Raw genomic sequence first — 21,614 nt, forward strand, 5'->3', positions numbered from 1 at the left:
AAACAGGATATTAATTCATTCAAACAATAATGGTCTTTAAAAAGACATTTATACTAGTGCTCAATATTAATTTTTATTAAGAAAAATACCCATATTTATTATAGAAAATAGTACCTATTTTATTAAGAATTAATGATAAATTTAGATATAAACATCGTTAATTTCGGTTTCAATTATTTCATTTTCTATAAGTGTCAACGTGACAGAAGCTTTCACTCTTTCATAACGATTAATTGTATTAATATAATATCTGGGATTATCACCCCAACTCTCATAAGTTACGATGTTTAGTTCTAAATCAACATATCCGCTTACTAAGAAATTTACAATTAATTGATTATCCAACATTTCATAAACGGATAAATCATCATCATTGTCCGGGTCAAATCTCAATGCTTTGTAACTTTCACATTCTTCGCCAATTTTATTCTGAATTGTAGAAATAAAAATTCTTTTTTGATTACTGTTTAAGTAATCAACAACTAAATCACGTAAGTAATCATAGTCCAAATTGTCTGCAATCCAGTCATAACTTATAAGGTCAATTTTAGTAGAATGATTTTCTATAAACTCTTTTACAGTTTTAAAATAATTTATTTTTATGCCTAAAATATCACACTCTTCTTTTAAAGATTCGTTTAGGTTTGTTTTGTCGGCTGAAGCAAAATCATCCGTATTATTACTAATAAATGTTATTTGTTTTTCGTGACATGATTGACAATAATCTTTCATTGTGAGCCAAATTAATGTATCGCGAAAACCTTGGCCTTTTTCTCCAGCAGGTTTTATTCTTTTTATAGCTCTTTCAGATATTAACGGTAAAAAGTCATTATTATAAGGAATAATATTTCGCCCCCTAATTTTGAGTTTTTCAATTATATATTTTTCATAGTTGTCAGTCTCATTTACAACATTAAAGCTTTCACTTTTTATATGCTTATTATTATCAATAATTAATAAATTAAGATTGTTAATGTTTTTCGCAACTTCACTTTTTCTCTCTTGTAAAGTCCTTCCATAAAGTCCTTTAATTTCATCTAAAATAATTTGTGGAATTACGATTGATGAATGAGTTTTATCTAAATAATCTAAAATAACATCAAATTCTTTTGATCTTAAAGTTATATCGCTCCTAAAAATATTTGAATCAAGTATTATATCCATTCTGTTTCTTTAAATTACACTAATGTTCTGAAAATATAACGTTTGGGAATCAAATTTGACCCTATTTTAAATTTGCCAAATCATTCCAAATACAAACCATCTTTACATTAAGCCTATTTCCTAAATCCGTTGTAGTAGCAATTATCAGTAGACCTTAAAATATACAGTTCTTAAATTCAGTATAAAAAGAAGGTCTCTTATTTTTGAGGTCGACAAATACGGAATATGCGTCTTTATTTCGATAGCTTTTTAATCCTCGATTTTTAAAATATTCACTTATAATAATTCCTGAAGGAATTCCTACTGCGGGAACAATTATTTTTGTTGGATCTAAAAGTGCACCTATCGTACTTGCGCTAGCAATTGTCGTTATATTAAACTTCTTTGCATCATCAATTATTTTCATCCACTCAACTTCCGATCGTTTCACCTCTTCTTTTATTTTGTCATTAAAATGAAGAATTTTATCATCTGATAATTTGTCAAGTTCTGTTTGCTCTATGAAAGAACTGACTTCTCTCAATGCTTTTCTCATTCCTGAAATTCTGTTTTCTTCTCTAATATGTAAGGCAAAGGAAGTATCAACATTATCTAAATAAGTTAGGTCAAGCCCCGAGTATAGTGAGCCAAACTTAGTCCAAAATGGATTTGTCCCCCTAAATTCAAGTTGACGTTTTATACTAACTTGGCTTGTATAGGAAATTGCTCCTGTTAATTTGCAAATGGCGTCAATCATTTCAATGCTTCCTCCACTGTCATTTAAAGAAACGGATTCCATTTGATCTTCGCCAAAATCTACATACATCGGATGTTCCTTTTCCCTTCTTTTAAATGATAAAGCTAAGTTGGTAACTTCGTTAGTTGAGTAGCTGGGAAATGCTTTGGAAATTGTTACCTCTATAGCTTTTAGAGGTAATCCAAAAAATGACCGGCGCAATTTTTCATCGTTCATTTTATTTATATCCATTTTAAACTCAGGATCCGTCATAATTTCTGGATTTAATTCAACACGTCTGCGAGCCTCCTCTTTTAAAGTCGAGTAAGCTTCAGAATCAAAATTGAAGGGGTTCTCAATTAAATGAACGATCCCAGAGCGAACCCATTTTTGGAGAACTATATAAAAATATAAAGCATCTACGAACTCAAGCCTCCACAAGTGTGGTTTATAGATTGGATTATAATCAGGGGAAGTAATATTTGGATTTTGAAGCGGATGAAATATCAAAATTTCATCTGAGTATAATGAATACCGTGCAACATTATTAATAATCGAATTGCCGTCTGAATAGCCATGAAAAATTGAAGTAAGCTTCTGAGAAGGATTGTTTTTTGGCAACAATTCGTATCTATTTAAATTTGTAGAAAAGATTTGCCCAAATACATTATAGGTTTCGGCTATTTTTTCAATTGTTACTTCTTTAGCTAATTCTTGCCATGTCTTATATTTCTTAATTTTAAAAATACGATTTAGCTCGTCGTAAAATTTAATATTTAGTTGTCGGTTCGACTCGCTCATAAGTTAATTGTTTGTAGTAAATTTAATAACATTAGCCACAGAAACAAATATTCATGCTTTAAATTAGGTGTCATTAAAAGAAGTAGGGATAGCTTACTGCTAACGTTTTGGTGCTACAGCTGGTTTTCGACTAAATTCAATCCATTCTTTGATTTGCAAATCATCCCAAATACAAAACCATCTTTCCATTAAGCGTATTGCCTAAATCCGTCCTTGAACTTAGTCGCAAGTCTTTTTATTTTGAAATTATCTCTGATTCGAGATGTTTTTCATTCATCCAATTAACTTGTATAATTTGTCCTTCGTTTACTTTACTTTTTACATAATTTTCAAATTCTAATTTCAAATCGTTATAATTAGAAATTTTCGTGGATTTAGGAATAATTAATTTATCTAAAAACACCAATGCATTTTCTACTAAAAATATTGGTTGAATGTATCCAGTGTGAACAAACTGATTCGTCCATTTTTCTATCTCTAATATTGTATCTATTTCCATTGGAAGTTGAATTCTTTTATTATTTAGTTGATCGTTTTTAATAAATTCCCAAGCTATTTGCGTCTTTATCTTCTTTAATCTTTCTCCTTTATCGTCCGTGATAGAATTAAATCCCATTATTTTCTTTCCAGCGACTTCAATCATTAGTCTAATGGTAAATACTGTATACGAAAAGAAGTCTCTGTAATGAATTGAGTTGGTTCCAAAATGTTTAATGTGAAGTATTATTGTTCCGTTCTCAAATATATCTCTTGAAGAAGAGCCAATCGCTGAACCCATTCTATAATTCAATATATGATTATTATATTTTGATTCAGCATATTTAACCAATTCATAAACATCATATGAAAAAATAAATAATATGTCAGCAAAGTTATTTATCGAACTCTTACTAATTCCTATATTAAATTTATTAACTATACCTGTTTCTATTCCTATTTTTATTCTTTCTAATGTTTTGAAAGATGAATAAAATTGTTTTTTAAATACAGTTTCAGATTTTTTATCTGGCCACTTTTTAAGAAAAATATCTACTGAAAGTTGTCTTTCAGTGAAAGTTCTATTTTTTAATACTTTTTTAAGCAAGTTTGAATAATAAATATAAAAATCACCAAATGCTTGAAGTTTTTCTTCTTCATTTAAATTATTATCTTTTATTATATTTGAAAATTTATTTATGTTCATCTTTTAATTAGAATTGCACCTAACGTTCTTACGCTACAAGCTTTTTGCGACTAAATTAAGCCCATAATTCGGATTTGTAAAATCTTCCAAATATAAAACCAATTTAAATTAAGCCTAATACCCAAATTGCTTATCGTCTTGCTAAAAGCAGTGTTTTATAAACTGTGAAGCCTTTAATTGTTCTTTATTATTGTCTTCATTTAATTTGTCAATTAGATTTTGCCATGTATTAATATTCTTATTTTTAAAATTCTGAAACGCATACTTGATAGCAGGAAGATTATTTAAATCATTATCGTCTACAGATATAATTTGTCCATCATCCATATACCCAAAGTACAAACCTATTTGAGTTTGCCATTGACCAGCTGGCTTAAAACCTAGCTTACTGTAAACATGTACAATATCTGTAAAACAACTTAAAGATATACTGTCATAAGACTGTTTTAGGTTATTCATCATGTTTTTTAAAATACCTTTGTTACGGTGAGAACTAGAAACTATTGTAGAAATAATTGCAATATCTTTCTGCTGATTTATTACATTCTGAAATAATATAAATCCTAGCAAATCTCCATTCAAATCTTCTGTAATTATTAAATTAGTTGATTTGGAGTCAAAAGTGCCAACTCGTGATAAATATATTTTACATTTTTCACTTTCTCTAACTTTCAGATATTCGTAGATTGGACTTTGTTTTTCAAAAACATTTATGCTTATTAAGTCAGCATCTTTTTCAACAAGATTTATAATTTGATTGATTTGCTTTTGAGTAATTTTAGAAATAATTTTCGTTGTCATTTGTTGCGACTAGTTATTGAATTCTCTTCTGGTTTTTTAACATTCCTTGTAACATTGCCGTGCTACACGCAGTTTGGGACTAAATTAAGCTCATTATTCGAATTTGCCTAATCTTCCAAATACAAATCAATATTTAAATTAAGCCAAATCGCCAAACTGCGTGTAGCGTGTGTTGGCAGTAATTATTTTCCTAATATCTGTTTAAAAAATTCTAATTCACTTCCATTTGGTAAATGTAAAGTTGTTAATTCCCCAGATTCTTTTATGGTACTTTTTAATATATATTCTGGAATTTTATGATCATTAGAATTTACAAAAAACATAAATTGTAAACTATCAATTAAAAAGATATATCCATTTAAACCACCTTTTGTTCTTATTCTTTTAGGTTGAGCTATTAAGTTCTCAAATTTATTTTCGGTTCTCATAAATGAAGTTATGACTATTGGATATTCCTCTTCTAAAGGTGTTATCTTTTCATAAATCATTTTTCTAATAATTTCTTCGTGTTTACTTCCAATACTAACTTCATTAAAAGTTGGTCTATCAGTTATACTTGCTCTCCATAATAGTGAAAGGAAAAATAATTTCATTTTTGTATAATCAATGTTGTTACAAATTGAATATTCTGCACCATCATCTGGATTTATGAAGTTTTCGCATTTTGGTGCAATCTCTGGATTTAAGTTTTCTCCATACAGAGTATCTTTTGCATAGTCTTCGTAAATCCCTCCTAAAATTCCGTTATCACAATCACCGCAAAGAATGTTTTTATCGTAATCTTCTTTTTGAATTTTTTTACTTTTAGTTTCTTTTGTATTCAAATTATAAGTTATGTCAAAAAAAGAGTGATTTTCGTCTTTCATTTTTTTGTACATAAATTTTGGGATTATATGTGCCTCAATTAACTTTTTATCTTTCTTACAAAGTTTGCAAATTCCCATAATATTGTTTTAAAAATTAAATTATGATGTTTTATAATCCCAAATGGCTCCCGAAGGAGCCATAACTAAAATTAGCGGAGAGAACGGGATTCGAACCCGTGGAAAGAATAAACGTTCACTTGTGTTTCAGACAAGCGCAATAAACCACTCTGCCATCTCCGAATAAATTTTCATTTAAACTTACTCGGAAATAGTTGATTGTAAATTTAAAATTTATTTTTAACATTTTCCATTTTGAGTACCTTATTTCTGTTCTGCCCGATAATTACTACCAATTCATTTATATATCTGACAAAACCACACAAAGCCATCCAAATTGGGTAGATATGTGTGATAAATTTCACATTATATCTTTTCAAATATATCTTTTTTTTTCACTATAAATTATTAAACACCTTTTATTTGATTGATGCTTTGGCATCAATATTACCTTCTATAAAAACAAAAGAAGAAAAAATTATGATGCGCACTCTAAAATATTGTAATAATCTTCAAAAAACTGGTTAGATAATTGAATGCTTCCCGCTAATTATTCAACAAGATATTTATCTATTTAAAAAATCAAGTCCAAAAATAAATTTTCAAAACAGCAGTAAAAATCACTAAACTTTTACTGAAGCAGATTGTTCTGCGGTTAAGTCTTTTCAGATGAGTTCTGAGTGTCAAATTCTTTCTTTCAATATGGTTTGTCCCGAAACGTTTTACTGAATGTAGTTTCTCTTCGATCAAATATCGATAGTTTTTCAATCTGTCCGTAAATATCTCTTTAGCTTCTGATAATTTTAGAGTTTCCAAAACACGACTCAGCGTTTTATTGGTTCGTTTCCCAACATTAAAACTGACAACTGTTTTAGTATTCCTTTCCAATGCATAAACCAGCCAGATATAATTTTTCTTGTGTCTGATATAAGTGCACAGTTCATCGACTTCATAAGTCTTGCCTTTGCTGATAATGGGTTTGATAATACTTCCGGCAATTGAAACAATTCTTTTCAATAATGTTGTGGCTGATATTTTTAATATTCTTGCTGTGCTTCTTATTCCTAACCCTTCTTTTGTAAACAACACTATCTCCTGATTGACATCCCTTTTGTAAGCATTATACCTATAGTCAATCTGTTGTCTTTTTTGACAAACACAACATTTATAACGCTGATTTCCGTTAGATTGAAATCCATTTTTTATGCATTTACCATTGCAAAAATTACATTTTATTTTCATGACCTAATTTGAAACACTAAGGTAAGGCAAAAGCATTTTAAGGCTTATTAAAAGACAAAAAAGAAAGAGACGACCTGTCGGTCGTCTCTTTTCTCTATTCACTAATTAAAATTATATGTTCTTTTTCAGTTAGTTAGGTGGTTACATTATAAAAACACCTAATCTGCAACACTACCAAAAAATACACTATTGATACATTCCCCTATCTACTGATAATACGTTTTCTTGCAAGAATTAATAGCTTTTTTAGTTTTCTTATCTATTAAAATACTATAATAATCATCTATATTTTTATTTGTCACATTTATCACTACCACTATATCATCCTCTTTTGGATAATGTTTAAAAACATATACATTACCTATTTTTCTATTTGAAATAAATAATTTTTTTAAGAATCCTATTTTTTTTAAAATAGGATAAGGAATATTTACTTTTACATTTTCCGTTTCTTCATAATTATCAACCTTTTTTAAAACCATACAAAAACTATAAGGCAGAGGTGAAGTCATTTCTAAATTACCATCAAAAACCAAGTACTTCAATTGATTATATGATTCAGATAATTCTTCAGCAAAATAATTTACCGCTATTTGCTCGTATGGTATTATTTCAATCTGTGCATTAACACTTATTGTGAAAAAAAATGTCAATATTAAATATGTACTTTTCATGTAATTGTTATTTAGCTCTTTTAATTGCTTCATTTTTCTTTCTATCAAAACTTTTTTGAGTCACTACACTTCCAGCTGTAAAATTCGCAGGAGCTGTACCTGAAATACCATTTATAGACCCTATTGCACCATTTCCTGTATTATCACCATACTGAGATGCCCCTAAACCAACTCTACTCAAAGTCTCTCCAACACTTCTTGTGGTAGCACTGCTACCTCCTGTTCTACTCATTAAACCAGAAGCATGTGACATTCCAAAATTATGTCCTACTTCATGCTTTCCAGTATCAGTCTTTCTTTCGGCATCACTCCTAACAACTGCATCATTACCACCTGTCAAACCTTGCTTTTTATCATCTCTTTTTAGAGAGATATGATCACTACTTGTTACAAGTGAATTAATTTCATTATTATTGGGATTTTTATCTCTTCCTTCTTGTGCTCTTTGGTAACCAGCTGTTAAAAAGTCTGAACCTTCAGTTGCAACAGCACTATCATCTACCTCAACGGTTACATCAAAATTAATCGAATAAGATTCTGCATCAACTCCTTCTCCAATAGCGTAAGCAAAATTACCACTTTGTTCATTCCAGTAGCTTGCTATATCATTCATCAAATTGCTATCATTACTATTAACAATATAGTGCGACTTTATTGATATAGTTTTTGTATCATGATTAATATAAATCCCAAAATCCATACCATCATAATCAACAAACATCAAAGGATTATTTCCCGCATACATATAAGGTGTTTTTTCAAAATAATTCTCCGCCAGCGGGTCAATATTCATCCACCTGCCAATGGCAGGGTCATAATTCCTTGCCCCATAGTCGTAAAGGTTCAGTGACAGCTCATCCTGAAGCTCTTTACCATTGTACTTATACTTATTACCTGTCGGTACATTATCATTATACCCTTTGTGTTTTAAACCAAAAGGATAATAATTATTCTCTTCAATAATTTCAAGAACTTGTGTCGTTGGGTTTTTGGCATAACTCAAACGTATGTTACCCAAATGATCTTTGTACTGAAACACGTATGAAAGCGCGCCGGCTGTATTTTTAACATAACCTTCTGCTGTCGGGAAAAACTCCAATACGGTATTCTTATACTGAAATCCATCTAGATAATTAGTATTAGTTGTAACGGTTCCTTCAGTTACAATTTTCTCTAATTTCTGCCCTGCTGCGTTGTAAATATACTCAATGCTTCCTGTTGTTCCAAATGTAATTTTCTTTGGTAAATTCAACTGGTTATAGGTAATGGCGGTAATGTTTTTGTTTTTATCGGTAATCATATTACCATTGGCATCATAAGTATAATCGTCGCCTGTTTTATTGAAGTCGTTAAAACCGCTCGTATTATTGGTATTGTCTGTTACTTTTCCTAATTGGTTTGAATTGGCGGGATAAGTATAAGCGAGATTATCTATTTCTATGATTCCTACCTGAGGATCAGTATCTCCTTTTCTGACCAAAGACATGATATTACCGTTTTTGTCATAGGTCAGGTTTTCGTCATAGGCATTTGTAGTTAACCCACTCTTTTCGTAAATAGCATTTTTTAATCGGTTTAGGTTGTCGTATTTGTATCCATAAGCCCTCTCAATATTGTCTGCTCCGGTTCTCCAGAATGTTTCAGAAATATTACCGTTATAAAGCGCAGTAACTCCCGTAATTCCTGCCTGAATCGTATTATAATTGATCTTGAAAGCAAATAAATCTTTTATTTCAGAACCCTGCTGCAGATTGGCTGTTTTATTAATTTCAGTTAACCAGCCTCTTATATTATAATTAAAATCTACTTTCTGCAGGGGAGCTCCTGTAGTATTACCTACATTTTTGCTTATCAATTGTCCTAATTCATCATAAGTGTTAGCAGCCATTAGTTGTATAGCTCCCCCGTTAATTTGATGGGTATGGGTCAATAAACGATCCTGAGGCGAATAGGTAAAATCTTCCCTTATCGTCATCTCTGTGCTCCCTGAGGTTCGTTTATGTTTAGAAATAGTGTATAAAGCCTTACCCGTAAAGTCAAGTTTACTGTCTGTAAAAGTATAGCCCCCCAAATGATTTTGGGTATAGGTTCGAACTGGCCTTGCATTATCACCATAGAAGGTTGTACTTGTTTCTCCTGCTATTGAAGCTGCTGTAGAAACTGCTCTGGTCCAGCTGCCTGTGGCTAAAGTTTTAACGTTTGTTAAAACTGTTTGTCCTTCTATCGTTGTCGGAGTAGGCTGAGCACCCGGAAAAACATAATCATCATAATAATTAACCGTTAAGAGTTTAAAACTGGTTGGTGCAATACTATTATTATAATTAGTAGCAATACCATCAATAGTCTTTGCGATTTTAGTTTCATATAAAACCGTGGCCAAATTTTGAGCATCCTGCAGCGTTTTTCGTGATGCAGAACTCGCAGCCTGATTATTCCAGCCTGTGTAAATGGGACGGCCCAAAGCATCGTATTTTGTAATCAGCCAGCCTATTGCGGCATCATCTTTAAATGGTGAGAATGCGGGGCCAGTCGCCACTGGGCGGTCTAATTTATCGTAGACTATAAACTCCCATTGTTTACCGGGCAATTTTTTCTCAACTAGTCGATTACGGTTATCGTATTTGTATTGGTAACATAAACTGTTCAGAACATTTACATCAATTGCTGCATCAGCTTTTGGCGGAATTACATAGGTGAGGTTTCCGTAATTATCATATACATAATAGGTATCATGTTTTACTCCTGCATCGTAGGTTCTTTTTAAAACGACTTGTCCTTCTTTGTTCTTGAATTCTACAGTTGAACCAGCCGTCTCTGTAGGACTAGCAGCTGTATTTTCATCATAAGTTATGTTTTTATACAGTTGCCCTGCAGTATAGAAAGTAGTTCCTGCGCCATTACCAAGTGCAATTTCATATTGCCCCGATGCCACTGTCCAGGTCGTAGTCACATAATACAATTTTACTTCGCTGGCAACATTTGTATTATAGCCTAATTTTATCGTATGACCACTTGCTAATGTCCAGTCGTTGCCTGGTGCTCCCTGCTGCAATACTCTATTGAGCGGGGAGGATTCTATATTTTTCTCACTAAACGGATTTGTATTTACAGCCCCATACTTAGTTTGATATTGTGCTATTACGTTTGTAAGCAATGTTGTCGGGTCAATGTAAGCACCGCTAGTCTGACTCGAAGCATATGGGAGATACTCTTTGGTCTGTCTGCCGAAACCATCGTACTCAATTGGTGTTACAAGGTCTTTACCTGAGGCAGACTGCTGATAACTTACTTGTTGTTTTGGTCTTCCAAGACCGTCAAAATAAGTGGTATTTTGAGCTGCCTGAGAAATTGTTGGCGCTGTTATTTTTGTCGCACTTGGTACTTTGTAAGTAACTGTTTTAATGTAATTTTCGGTTTGGGTCTGAGCTGTCATGAAAACTGGTACTAGAACAAATAGTATTGACAAACAAAAGATATGAGCGAAATTTTTTATAGTTTTTTTATACATTTTCTATTGCTATTTTTGCTTATTTACTTGTATTTCTCTTTATCACTTTTACTGATTCCTTTTTTACATTTGTTTTGATATTAACAATGTAAATTCCATCTGAATAACGGCTTAAATCTACAGGCACCGTTCTGTTAGAAATCGCAAATTCTTGCAAGACACGACCAGTCATATCAACCAAAGTGGCGGTTCCTTCAGTAAAATCATAGCCAATAATGACATTGGTATATGTCGATACCGGGTTAGGAACAGCTTCAATACTAGATTTAACTTTCTCAACTTTTGTTTTGTCTTTTAATTTAACCACCCAAAAATCATTACTGCCTATATTGGAGTTTTTATCTTTTGAAGAGCCTGAGTTTGAAGTACCAGCCATTAAGTAACCACCATCTCGGGTTTCGATTAACTTTCTTAGAATATCCTCTCCACTGCTGCCAACTGTTTTATTCCAAAGCTGTTCTCCTTTTTCGTCTATTTTAAGTGCTATGTAATCATTAATACCATCCTTCTCTTTGGCAACGCCAGCTTTTTTAGCCAGATTACCAACTAAAGATTGTGTGGTTTCTGATTTCGCATAACCGCCTATTAAATACGTATGGTCTGTATTTTCTACCAATGAAGTTAAAATATCTACGTTACCAAAATCATAGGTTTTACTCCAGTCCACGCTTCCTTCGTTATCTAATTTTAAAATCCAGAAATCAGTTCCATTTGCAACTATACCACCTTGCGGAGTAAGTGCATTGGTACTACTAGAATTTCCTCCTACAATATAGCCTCCATCAAAAGTTTGATGAATTACATAAGGCTGATCGTCTCCATCTGCGCCATAAGTATTCTGCCATTGAATTTCACCAAGATTATTTATTTTAATAATCCAATAGTCTCCGGCACCTGTATCATTATCTGTTTTATCGCCTGAAATTGGAGAGTTTGAATATCCTGCCAAAATATATCCATTATCAATAGTCTGTTCCATGCTTCTTAACAAGTCGGCATATTCTCCTCCATATGTTTTTTGCCATTCAATACTTCCTTCCTTACTGAGCTTTACAACCCAATAATCCATGTTTCCTCTACTTTTTTCTGATTTATTGAATAAATCAGCCTTAGTAGTGGTAGTTGATTTCCCTTCTGGTTTTGTGTTTGAAATCGGTGGAGGGTTGGAATTTGAAGAACCTCCTAATATATAACCTCCGTCTTTGGTTTGAAAAGCACATAATAATTCATCCTGACCATTCCCTCCAATAGTTCGTTGCCACTGCTCCTCTCCAGCGGCATCTAATTTTATGACCCAAAAATCAGTAATTCCTTTACAGGCTTCGCCTTTTTGAAAACCATTTCCAGAACTTGAAGTACCCGCCAAAATAAATCCGCCATCTTTAGTTCCTTTAATACTTTGGAGTAAATCAAACCCATTTCCACCAATGCTTTTTTGCCAGTCGAGTTCTCCTTTTTCATTCATTTTCCAAATCCAATAATCCAAATCTCCATGATTATCATCTTCTTTATTTCCGGTTTTATCAGATACGGAACTTCCAGCCAGAATAAATCCATAATCGGCTGTAGGTAGGGCATCATAAAGATAATCTGCATGTATTCCGCCATATGATTTTTCCCAAAGGATGTCTTGGGGATAAGTAAATAGTGGTAAGAAAAAGGGAAATAGTAAGTAAAGTTTTTTCATGCGAAATTTTGGTTATGATTTGGTAAAATATAATTTGTACGCAAATCTAAGCCAGACATTTGTTAAAAATTTACGTAAAACCACATTTAGGTATTAACATTCGAATTTTTACCAATAAATATGCTAAAAATTGATAGAAATCTATAGAAATATAACCATCAAAATCTAAATGATATTGATGGGTTTTTTAGTTGTTAAAAGTGAAATTCAGATACTATTTATACACTCAAAATTTTCATATCATTTATTAAATGGTTCAAGAATTGTCCCGTTAGGATATTAAGACAAAAGCTTCAGATTTCTCTGAAGCTTTTGTGTTTTAAGTTAAAAACGTGAAAAGTCGGGAGACTTTTATCAGGTTTGCAATTTCTAATACGTAAAAAAATGAGCAAAGGCAGAGACATTTGCAGTGTGAATTAGGAAACACTTTTCGGAGCAGGGGATATGATACTTAAGGTTATTATCAAGTTACATAATTCTTCAGGTAGTGTATTTTAAATTAGGATTCAGAAGTAGTAATTACTGTGACGTAGAAGAAATAGTGAAGAATAAGGGGATTATGGATTATGCCAAGATTTAAAGCTCTCCCTGGTTAAGCCAGCTATTAAAATTATTTCTAGCCCCAAAACACATGTTTTTGGTATTTTTAAAAAGTTAAAGTAAAAATGTGGAAAGCCGTAAACTTTAAACAAATGTCTGACTTAGATTTGCACGTAAATAAATTATACCAGACACTAATCAAATATTACTTATCAAGAATTTGACCTATTATTTACTCTCTTCTGCTCAATGTTTATTTAGCCTGAAAGAGAGGCTTTACGAAAATTATATCGAGTATTCCTGCTTACGATCTTTCTGTAACTCCGCAATACAATATGGACTTGTTCTTGCCGGAAGCACTGTATCTGATAAAATAGGAATGAAGAAATGATAGGTTTGCATTTATCTAATTGGAGTTCCTGTATTTATCAAGTAACTAGATATCAAACAATTAATAAAAATGAAATATGAAAAGTAAAAAAAACATAATAAATCTTCAAAGCAATGATCGGGATGTATTGTTATGTAACTTTCAAACACGTGACGCAGTTTGTATACATTACAATTGTGCATACAGATTTGGTTAATAGTAAAAAAAGGAAATAAATATAAATACTAAAATAGATGAGATTATATATTTTAACGTTATGTGGATTATTGAGTTTAAATGTTTTTTCACAATCCGCTAATGAAGTTCAATTACCCAATGTAATCCCTCCATCTCCAACACCATTTGAGCTTACAAAGTACGGAAATATTGAACTGAATGAGTCGAGCGGAGAAATAGCTGCTTCTATTGATTTGTACAATTACAAAGCAGGACGACTTACATTGCCTATTAGCATGAGTTATGCGGGAGCTGGTGTAAAAGTAGATCAACTCTGCAGTTGGACAGGTATTAATTGGAACCTAAGAGCGGGCGGTGTTATTTCAAGGACAGTGAGAGATAGAACTGATGAGTCTTCTACTCGTAGGTTTTATACTCAAGCACAGCTAGTTAATTTATCAACTACCACAGCCGGAATAGAAAATTTAACTACTATGCCTAATGATGGTTATGACACAGAGGTTGATATTTTTAGTTTTAATTTTGCTGGTTATTCAGGAAGTTTTTATTTAGATCAAAATTTACTGCCTAAGCTGGCTAACTATAATCAGGAGTTAAAAATAGAATTTATCACAAGTCCTATTCAAGATGTTGACAGTCAGCAAATTTTAATTACAGATCCCAATGGAGTCAAATATTATTTTGGAGGTACTGCAGGTACAGAAAGAACCCGATTAGATTTAAGCGGTACAAGCTTTAATACTTTGCAAAATCCAATTACAGCTTATTATTTAGTAAAAATAGTCAATCCCTTGTTGGACGAAATAAATTTGACATACCTGCAAGAGACTAGTGATTATAATGTCAAGATTGGTACCAATGAATCCTATAAAAAAATATATAAAGACGACCTTCCTGGATATCCTACTTTTTTAGAATTTTACTCTGGATTATCTACTTCAAGAACTAAAACATACAACGGAAAATATTTATCAAAAATTACCTGTAATCGATCTAATGAAGAAATTCATTTTTTATCTACAGAATATGGAAATGAGGACTATCATCGTATTTTAAATAATATTAAAATTACCCAAAATAAAGGTAATAACGTTTATGCTGATTTTAAAAATTACTCTCTGCAATACCTTTTTAAAAATGGAGCAGCAAACTCAACCCGTTTTTTTCTGCAGACCTTAACTTCTTTAAATGGTAATAATATAAAAGACCAACAGCATTCTTTTGAATACAACAACCCTAATGATATGCCAGATCGTTTGTCTTTTTCAAAAGACAATTTAGGTTATTTTAATGGTAAATCAAATAGTTCTGGTTTGCCAATAACAAATCATGAAACCTTTCAGAATGTGGGCGGTATAAATTTAGCGGATAGAAGCCCCAACTTTTTAAAGGCTGTCACTGGTTCCTTAGCTAAAATTAAATATCCAACAAGTGGTACTACTACTTTTGATTATGAGGGGATTCCGGCCAAAGAATATAATTATACTGTTAAATCTATAAGTGTTTACAATGATCTTTCTACTTTATATCCCAGTGCTTACCCTGTTCCCGATACACAATTAATAGCTTCGCATTACGCAGGATCCGGAGCCAATGAAACAATAAATTTAGATCAGAATGTGGTTTTTAAAATACACGCAACAGCTCAGGGTTCTTTAAATAATCAATATAAGGTACGTATTACAGTAAAAGAAGCTGAGGATATGGCTCCTGAGCAGACCCAGTCTTTCGATTTAGCATACCAGGTCTATAGTTATGACAAAGAATTTACCTTTAATTTTTTAAAGTACGGTACTTATAATATTAAAGTTGAATTAGTGGTTCCGTACGGGTCAACTTCTGCACCTGTAGATGTGGATGTTGACTATAAATACATATCTGATATTAAAGTTGTGGAGGGTGTAGGGGTTCGTGTGAAGAGAATTAAAAACGACCCTATTACAGGCCCAGGTATGATCAAAAGATATTATTATAATAAAGTAAATGATATTAACAAAACAGATGATATTCCATTTATAAATGATTTTTACGGTCCTAATATAGAATCTTTAGAATACACAAAGTATGAAGTGAGAAGCCCTGGAGGTGTTGGAGCATGGCCATACCCTATTCTTACTAGAGAGTATACTTTGTTTTCTGAATCCGTTAGGGATATTTTACCTGACAATCAAAAAACGTATCAATATGTAACTACCAGTTTTGGAGGAGATAATTTTGAAAATGGCGGTTTACAAAAAACGTATCGATCAATATCTGCCCAAAACCCTACCAATGCCTTCAACTTCTATCCACCCGATCAGCAAAATAATGTAATTAAGTTTTCTGGCAGCAGTACAGAAAACAAGGATATGTACAATGGGGAAGTAGTAGAAGAATTGACTTTTGTGAAAGACAACGGCGTATTAAAAATGAATAAAAAATCTTCTTCTTCTTTTCTTGAAGAAAGCCCGGATTTTATAATGAATTTAAATATAAAAAAAATATTCGACAATGTAGTTGGTCTTACTTCTCAAACACCTACAGAAGCTCTTCAACGAATTTATCATTTATATTTTGGTTTGTATAAAACTTTTGTCAATAAAAAACAATTGCAAAGTCAAGTAAATATTGATTATATAGACGCTGTGCCTGTAACCAATTTGGCCAATGCTGCTTCCTATAAACAAGTAAGTACTACCACTGATTATTCGTATCAGACAGGCCTGGTTGGATTACCTGTTATTATAAAAACTACTTCTAGTACCGGGGATGTTCTAAAAACAGAAAATCAATATTCAACTGCTTTAGGACATGTTAGTAGACACCAACTCTCTGAAATAGCCACAACATCTACTTATAATAACACTACATTGTTATCAACAAAAAAAACAATTTATAGTGATTTTGGCACACGCTATTTGCCTGCCAAAATCCAAACCTCAAAAGGAAATGGCGCTCTAGAAGATCGCGTCACCTTTCTACTTTATGATGATAAAGGTAATCCTATTGAGCTTTATAAAACTGACGGCACTCATATTGCTTATCTATGGGGATATAACAAAACGTTGCCGATCGCTAAATTTGAGAATACCACCTACGATAATATTCCTTCTATTGATATAGTGCAAACAGCTTCGGACTCAGGAAATGAAGCCAATTTAATTACAGCATTAAATACCATGCGGAATGATCCTAGATTTACTAATAACATTATGGTTACAACCATCACCTATCAACCCCTTATCGGCATTAGTACTATTACTGATCCTAAAGGAGATAAAACAACCTATACCTATGATTCTTTTGGAAGGCTTGAATTTGTAAAAGACAATGCAGGCAAAATCCTTTCGGAGAACCAATACAACTATAAACCATAAAGCCAAAAGGAACATGAAAAATAATTAACCATTATCTTGGTTTTATTCCACTTAAGGCAATTAGCCAAATGCAAATCGAGAATTACATAAAGTGCACTACTTGTAAAATTTCTGCAACGGTAAAGATAGTGAATACAACAGCTGTACAGACTACGTAAAATGTAGTCTATTTTGACGGATTACGAAGACTCATGCAATAAATGTTGAGATTTCTATTTATTATGACGGTACAATAATGGTAAAATCACGTAAAAATTAAAACAACCTTCGGGTTGTTTTTTTATTTTAAATTGTCTTAAATCGAAAAAAATGGGGTCAAACCAGACTAAGTGTTGCAGATGTGGTTGTAACATTCAAAACATGATAAAATATGGAAAGACAAAGGCTGGTAATTAAAGATATATTTGCAAGGTGTGCAGGAAACAAGAGTTGAAAATTATACTTATGGAGCTTATACTCCCCCCCCTCCGATGTCTTCTCATGAAAAGCTGCTAATTCTATGATAAAAAACAAATAATTATTAATAATTTAAGATGCAATTAGAAGATAATAGTCTTTAATAAATTGGTTAGATATTTGAATGTTTCCCGCTACTAGGAAAAAATTAAAAGCCGAGAAATATAGATTTCTCGGCTTTTTTTGTGGTTCGAAATGTCTTGTTTGAATTTCTTAAAAATTTAAACTCCTGCATTTGCAAGGGAACTTGGTTCGAGTCCTGTTAAGGATTTGATCATTTCAACCGCAAAACCAGCATTTCATTATGCTTATTACATTTTAGCTGTTAGCGGTAGTTGTTTTGTCAAGCTAATTCCATGTCAAATATTTTTTGTTCTTTTGTTTCAATAAAACCAATTCTATCATAAAACACATGAGTTTCTTTGCGAAGTGTATTACATCTTACTCTAATTTTATTGCTCTTTTTTGAACGAGCCCATTCGATTACTTTCGTAACTAATATTTTTCCAACCCCTTTTCTTCGGTAGTTTTCATCTACTACTAGACCTCCAATCTCCACAAAAGAATCGGACTCAACTCTAAGGGAATAAAAGCCATGAATCCAACCTACAATATTTTCATTATCGATAATTACATAAACGCAATTATCGATATTGTTTAAAATTTCAGAAATCCGATTCTGAATTTTTTCAATTGTTGTTTTATAACCTAATTGATTAGATAGTTCCGTTATAAATTCAACATCCTTTAGTTCCGCTTGTCTTAAAAATAGATTCATATTGGTTTTACAATTACTGCCAACTTATTTAAATATGTGACAAAACTACACAAAGCAACCCAAATTGAAGTAGACATGTACGATAAGTATTATACATTATTTATTTTCAAAAATAAAAGTTTTTCATTATAAATCATCAAGAGGACTCTTATTATGATAGATGTTTTTGACATTTACATGAATGTAGATATGCAAACAAAAAAGGAAAAAGATAAATTACATTTTTGTAATTAGTGTGTGTTTTTTTAAAAATTCAATAGTTTTATTTCAAATAGAGGGGCTTCTTATTATTCTTTAAAAAAAATTATCGGATTATTTCAAAATTAAATTTAAGATGCGCATTCAATAATACTATAATAACCCTCTCAAAAGTTGTGAATAACTTTATGATGCTTTACATAGGAGTAGCTGTTATACGGTGTTTTTATATTTGGTTGAATATTTCTATTAAAGCATATTTTACGGCTAACATATGTGCTGGTCTTTCGGTATCTCTATAACTTCCATCAATAACTGAAAATCTAAATATATCATTATTGTTTTTGTTGAAAATTGTAAAAATTTCAATAAATTTTATTATTTCTGGTTTGACATATTGTTCGAATCCTTTTGGCAATTTCTTTTCATCAACATCCCATTTATAGGTATGATAGTTTGTATTTATTGGGTTAAGTGCAACATTAAAACTTTCTATTGAATTTAACGTTTCTAAATCGTTTTCAATTTCTAGCTTTATTTTAATTTTGCCATATCGATCCGAGTTTGGTTTAAAAATCTCTTTTTCTCCGTATAAAGGAAGCTTAGATATATCTATCTCAGTTGAGAGTTTATCGCTTATTTTTTTGTAAAAATTCCCACTAATAATTTCTATCATTTAATTTTAAGTTTAAATAAATTGTGTTTTGTGGTAAAATATCGCATAACGTTCTGGCACTACAACGGGTTTGGAATTAAATTAAGCCTTATCTTCGGATTTGCCAAATCTTCCAAATACAAAACTAACTTTACATTAAGACAATTGCCCAAATCCGTTGTAGTAGCTGTTAGCAGACGTTATTTACTTATTTACAGGATATTTAAAATCTTCTAAACTGAAAATATCTTCTTCAAGTAAATCGGTTTCTAAAGTCCCCCATCTACTTCTATTTCCAAATCCAAAAAACCATTCATCAACTTCAATCAGCTTATCGTTATCTTCAAAGCTATCTTTCGCTGATTTTTTTGACTTCCAAAAGAAATTGTAAGTCCCCATAATTTCAGTTTCTAATTGAATTTTTGCGGTTTCAAAATCTAGTTGTCTTAATATATCTTCAAACTTTATAATGATATTCAATTTGTTTGTAAGTCGCACCAAATGATATTACTGGATCCTCATAATAAGTAGCCTTCGAAATGCCTTGTCCAAACATTTCAGTTCTAAACATCCATTCGTCATTTCCTAATGACTGAATCACTTTTCTGGCATCTATAAGATTATTATTGATGATGATTCTTCCGTGTACAATTGATTGAAATCCCATAGTTGTTGTTAATGTCTGCTAACTTGTATATATGTCTGATAAAATCCGACTTATCTACCCTAAAGTGGGTTGCTATGTCTGACAAATGTCAGTGTTTATTTGTTTTCAAAAATAGGATATTTACTTAACAATATTCAAACGAACTTATATTTGTTGAATCCTTTAGTACATATATGAGTGCAATTTCAATAGTATAAAACTTTATGTCAAGCTAATTCTTGTTTAAACTCTAATTAGTTCTACTTTCTGAGAATAAAATAAGAACTAAATAAGCAGACTTTTATTCTATTGATTCAATATTATAAATGACTAAGATCAAATTTAAACATGGAAATCAATATAAAATAATATTTATTTTTTTTTAAGTCATCCACAAAATGATTCGAAAATTGTCCTGTTAGGCTACTATAAAAAACTAAAACCTGAGAAATCTAGATTTTTCAGACTTTTTTTGGTTCGATAAATTTTGTTTAATTTTAAAAAGAACACAAACTATCAGTGTTTTTCAAGGAAAATTAGTTCGAGTCCCGTTAAGTTTTTTTGTAGTGCGATTGTGCAGACTAAGTTTCTGATACTAAAGCGGGTGTAAAAAAAATAGTCCTATTTTCAAATTGTCACCCAAGCGATAGCGAAAGGCGAAGCAAATCATTTCAAATATAAAACCAACTTCCCATTACGCCAATTGTCAAAATCTATTGTAGTTGTTAGCAGTACTTATTCAGCTTCTTGAATTAAATTTTCAATTTCGATTTTCAATTTTGGCAAATGATTAGTCAAAATGTACCAAATGTTTTCATCAGAAATATTATCATAAGCATGAATTACGTGATTTCTGAGGCCAATTATGGATTTTGCGTTTGTGATTTTATCATTGTAAGCGTTCTCACGAGTAACTATTGGGTTAATTGCTTCACCAATAATTTCAAGATTTCTTTCAACAGCTCTTTTGAGCATTATGTTATTTTTATATTTAAAAAAATCTTTTTCTTCGTTGTGGAAGAATTCATTTATTTCATCAATGGACATTTTTATATCAAATAACCATTTGAAAATTCTTTCATCCATAAATTAGTTCTTTTGAGTTATCGATTGATTTAATCAAGATTGGATTTTTCAAAGTTTGTTCTTCCAGTAAATCTACTTCACGACCAAACAAAGATTTGAGTTTCTCTTTAAAATTTATATAATTGTCAAAATAGAGTGATAATTCAATTGGTTTGAATTTAACTAGTAAATCAATATCACTTTTGTCATTAAAATTAGAATTTACTGCCGAACCAAATAGATACATTTTCTCCACATTGTATATTATGCAAAGCTTTTTTAAGTTATCTATATTCTTGTCAATTATTCCCATACCATAAATTTAGGTAAAAAAATCTTTTATACTCTGGATATGCAAACTAAAAGTGCATTAAAGGTTAAGCTAATTTTTTAATTTCACTAGTTAATGTATTAGATTCAATTTCTTCAAATCATCTTGACAATGGTTCGAGAATTGTCTCGTTAGGGCTACTTTTTTAATAATATATTTGTTGAAATCCCAGAGTATTGAAAATAAAAACACTAGACTTGTTCAAAAATATTCTTAAACTGATACAAAATTCTCTCTATCAATCGTAAATCTTCGGTTACAATTTCGGCGCTTCCTTTCATTTCCTGCTGAAATACAATTTGTTTTTTATAGGAAGTTTCGAG

Annotated in this window: 16 protein-coding genes, 1 tRNA gene and 1 pseudogene; 1 reads left to right on the forward strand and 17 read right to left on the reverse strand. The window is 31.4% G+C overall.

Features of this window, described 5'->3' with window-relative positions; all coding sequences use genetic code 11:
* Nucleotides 1-141: 141 nt before the first annotated feature.
* From LPB88_RS22735 to LPB88_RS22780, 10 genes are all read right to left on the reverse strand, one after another.
* Nucleotides 142-1,164, reverse strand: coding sequence for a PIN domain-containing protein (locus LPB88_RS22735; RefSeq protein ID WP_230717954.1), 1,023 nt, complete (start codon nt 1,162-1,164; stop codon nt 142-144).
* Nucleotides 1,165-1,318: 154 nt separating this feature from the next.
* Nucleotides 1,319-2,680, reverse strand: coding sequence for a hypothetical protein (locus tag LPB88_RS22740; protein WP_230717955.1), 1,362 nt, complete (start codon nt 2,678-2,680; stop codon nt 1,319-1,321).
* Between the two features lie 235 nt (nt 2,681-2,915).
* Nucleotides 2,916-3,863, reverse strand: coding sequence for a hypothetical protein (locus tag LPB88_RS22745; protein ID WP_230717956.1), 948 nt, complete (start codon nt 3,861-3,863; stop codon nt 2,916-2,918).
* Nucleotides 3,864-4,004: 141 nt separating this feature from the next.
* Nucleotides 4,005-4,664 carry a GNAT family N-acetyltransferase gene (locus LPB88_RS22750; protein WP_230717957.1) on the reverse strand — a complete coding sequence of 220 codons (660 nt, stop codon included), beginning with the start codon at nt 4,662-4,664 and terminating at the stop codon, nt 4,005-4,007.
* Between the two features lie 182 nt (nt 4,665-4,846).
* Complete coding sequence (locus tag LPB88_RS22755) at nt 4,847-5,530, reverse strand: hypothetical protein (RefSeq protein ID WP_230717958.1); 684 nt, start codon at nt 5,528-5,530, stop codon at nt 4,847-4,849.
* 153 nt (nt 5,531-5,683) lie between these two features.
* Nucleotides 5,684-5,768 (reverse strand) — tRNA-Phe (locus LPB88_RS22760).
* Nucleotides 5,769-6,169: 401 nt separating this feature from the next.
* Complete coding sequence (locus LPB88_RS22765) at nt 6,170-6,829, reverse strand: IS1 family transposase (RefSeq protein ID WP_230717959.1); 660 nt, start codon at nt 6,827-6,829, stop codon at nt 6,170-6,172.
* Nucleotides 6,830-7,035: 206 nt separating this feature from the next.
* Entirely contained in the window at nt 7,036-7,503 is a 468-nt protein-coding gene (locus LPB88_RS22770) for a hypothetical protein (protein WP_230717960.1), read from the reverse strand.
* A 7-nt stretch (nt 7,504-7,510) separates the two neighbouring features.
* Nucleotides 7,511-10,936 carry a DUF6443 domain-containing protein gene (locus tag LPB88_RS22775; protein WP_230717961.1) on the reverse strand — a complete coding sequence of 1,142 codons (3,426 nt, stop codon included), beginning with the start codon at nt 10,934-10,936 and terminating at the stop codon, nt 7,511-7,513.
* A gap of 94 nt (nt 10,937-11,030) precedes the next feature.
* Nucleotides 11,031-12,698 (reverse strand): T9SS type A sorting domain-containing protein, encoded by a 1,668-nt coding sequence (locus LPB88_RS22780; protein WP_230717962.1) that lies wholly within the window; start codon nt 12,696-12,698, stop codon nt 11,031-11,033.
* 1,164 nt (nt 12,699-13,862) lie between these two features.
* On the opposite strand from LPB88_RS22780, the gene LPB88_RS22785 reads away from it, so the two are divergent.
* The gene (locus LPB88_RS22785) at nt 13,863-17,162 is read left to right on the forward strand and encodes an RHS repeat domain-containing protein (protein WP_230717963.1); all 3,300 of its coding nucleotides are present in this window, start codon (nt 13,863-13,865) and stop codon (nt 17,160-17,162) included.
* Nucleotides 17,163-17,961: 799 nt separating this feature from the next.
* On the opposite strand, the gene LPB88_RS22790 is transcribed toward LPB88_RS22785, so the two are convergent.
* The 7 genes and pseudogenes from LPB88_RS22790 to LPB88_RS22820 all read right to left on the reverse strand — a co-directional run.
* Nucleotides 17,962-18,396: a GNAT family N-acetyltransferase gene (locus LPB88_RS22790; RefSeq protein WP_230717964.1), complete on the reverse strand. Its 435-nt coding sequence runs from the start codon at nt 18,394-18,396 to the stop codon at nt 17,962-17,964.
* Between the two features lie 424 nt (nt 18,397-18,820).
* Nucleotides 18,821-19,270 carry a hypothetical protein gene (locus LPB88_RS22795; RefSeq protein ID WP_230717965.1) on the reverse strand — a complete coding sequence of 150 codons (450 nt, stop codon included), beginning with the start codon at nt 19,268-19,270 and terminating at the stop codon, nt 18,821-18,823.
* A gap of 183 nt (nt 19,271-19,453) precedes the next feature.
* A complete protein-coding gene (locus tag LPB88_RS22800) occupies nt 19,454-19,729 on the reverse strand; it encodes a hypothetical protein (RefSeq protein WP_230717966.1) in 276 nt (91 codons plus the stop codon).
* Nucleotides 19,707-19,916, reverse strand: a complete 210-nt coding sequence (locus LPB88_RS22805) for a hypothetical protein (RefSeq protein WP_230717967.1) — start codon at nt 19,914-19,916, stop codon at nt 19,707-19,709. The genes LPB88_RS22800 and LPB88_RS22805 overlap by 23 nt, the downstream gene beginning before the upstream one ends.
* Nucleotides 19,917-20,630: 714 nt before the next feature.
* Nucleotides 20,631-20,981 (reverse strand): DUF86 domain-containing protein, encoded by a 351-nt coding sequence (locus LPB88_RS22810; protein WP_230717968.1) that lies wholly within the window; start codon nt 20,979-20,981, stop codon nt 20,631-20,633.
* Entirely contained in the window at nt 20,974-21,273 is a 300-nt protein-coding gene (locus LPB88_RS22815) for a nucleotidyltransferase family protein (RefSeq protein ID WP_230717969.1), read from the reverse strand. The genes LPB88_RS22810 and LPB88_RS22815 overlap by 8 nt, the downstream gene beginning before the upstream one ends.
* A 209-nt stretch (nt 21,274-21,482) precedes the next feature.
* Nucleotides 21,483-21,614: pseudogene (locus LPB88_RS22820) on the reverse strand (HlyD family secretion protein); the annotation flags it as partial.

Source organism: Flavobacterium sp. JAS (genome assembly GCF_020991455.1).
Classification (GTDB): domain Bacteria; phylum Bacteroidota; class Bacteroidia; order Flavobacteriales; family Flavobacteriaceae; genus Flavobacterium.

What these genes read in the sequence shown, in the direction of transcription:
- LPB88_RS22775 (WP_230717961.1), bottom strand. Translation starts at nt 10,936, where the DNA reads ATGACAGCTCAGACCCAAACCGAAAATTACATTAAAACAGTTACTTAC.
- LPB88_RS22780 (WP_230717962.1), bottom strand. Translation starts at nt 12,698, where the DNA reads ATGAAAAAACTTTACTTACTATTTCCCTTTTTCTTACCACTATTTACT.
- LPB88_RS22735 (WP_230717954.1), bottom strand. Translation starts at nt 1,164, where the DNA reads ATGGATATAATACTTGATTCAAATATTTTTAGGAGCGATATAACTTTA.
- LPB88_RS22815 (WP_230717969.1), bottom strand. Translation starts at nt 21,273, where the DNA reads ATGGGAATAATTGACAAGAATATAGATAACTTAAAAAAGCTTTGCATA.
- LPB88_RS22765 (WP_230717959.1), bottom strand. Translation starts at nt 6,829, where the DNA reads ATGAAAATAAAATGTAATTTTTGCAATGGTAAATGCATAAAAAATGGA.
- LPB88_RS22790 (WP_230717964.1), bottom strand. Translation starts at nt 18,396, where the DNA reads ATGAATCTATTTTTAAGACAAGCGGAACTAAAGGATGTTGAATTTATA.
- LPB88_RS22745 (WP_230717956.1), bottom strand. Translation starts at nt 3,863, where the DNA reads ATGAACATAAATAAATTTTCAAATATAATAAAAGATAATAATTTAAAT.
- LPB88_RS22740 (WP_230717955.1), bottom strand. Translation starts at nt 2,680, where the DNA reads ATGAGCGAGTCGAACCGACAACTAAATATTAAATTTTACGACGAGCTA.
- LPB88_RS22750 (WP_230717957.1), bottom strand. Translation starts at nt 4,664, where the DNA reads ATGACAACGAAAATTATTTCTAAAATTACTCAAAAGCAAATCAATCAA.
- LPB88_RS22785 (WP_230717963.1), top strand. Translation starts at nt 13,863, where the DNA reads ATGAGATTATATATTTTAACGTTATGTGGATTATTGAGTTTAAATGTT.
- LPB88_RS22770 (WP_230717960.1), bottom strand. Translation starts at nt 7,503, where the DNA reads ATGAAAAGTACATATTTAATATTGACATTTTTTTTCACAATAAGTGTT.
- LPB88_RS22810 (WP_230717968.1), bottom strand. Translation starts at nt 20,981, where the DNA reads ATGGATGAAAGAATTTTCAAATGGTTATTTGATATAAAAATGTCCATT.
- LPB88_RS22755 (WP_230717958.1), bottom strand. Translation starts at nt 5,530, where the DNA reads ATGAAAGACGAAAATCACTCTTTTTTTGACATAACTTATAATTTGAAT.
- LPB88_RS22805 (WP_230717967.1), bottom strand. Translation starts at nt 19,916, where the DNA reads ATGGGATTTCAATCAATTGTACACGGAAGAATCATCATCAATAATAAT.
- LPB88_RS22795 (WP_230717965.1), bottom strand. Translation starts at nt 19,270, where the DNA reads ATGATAGAAATTATTAGTGGGAATTTTTACAAAAAAATAAGCGATAAA.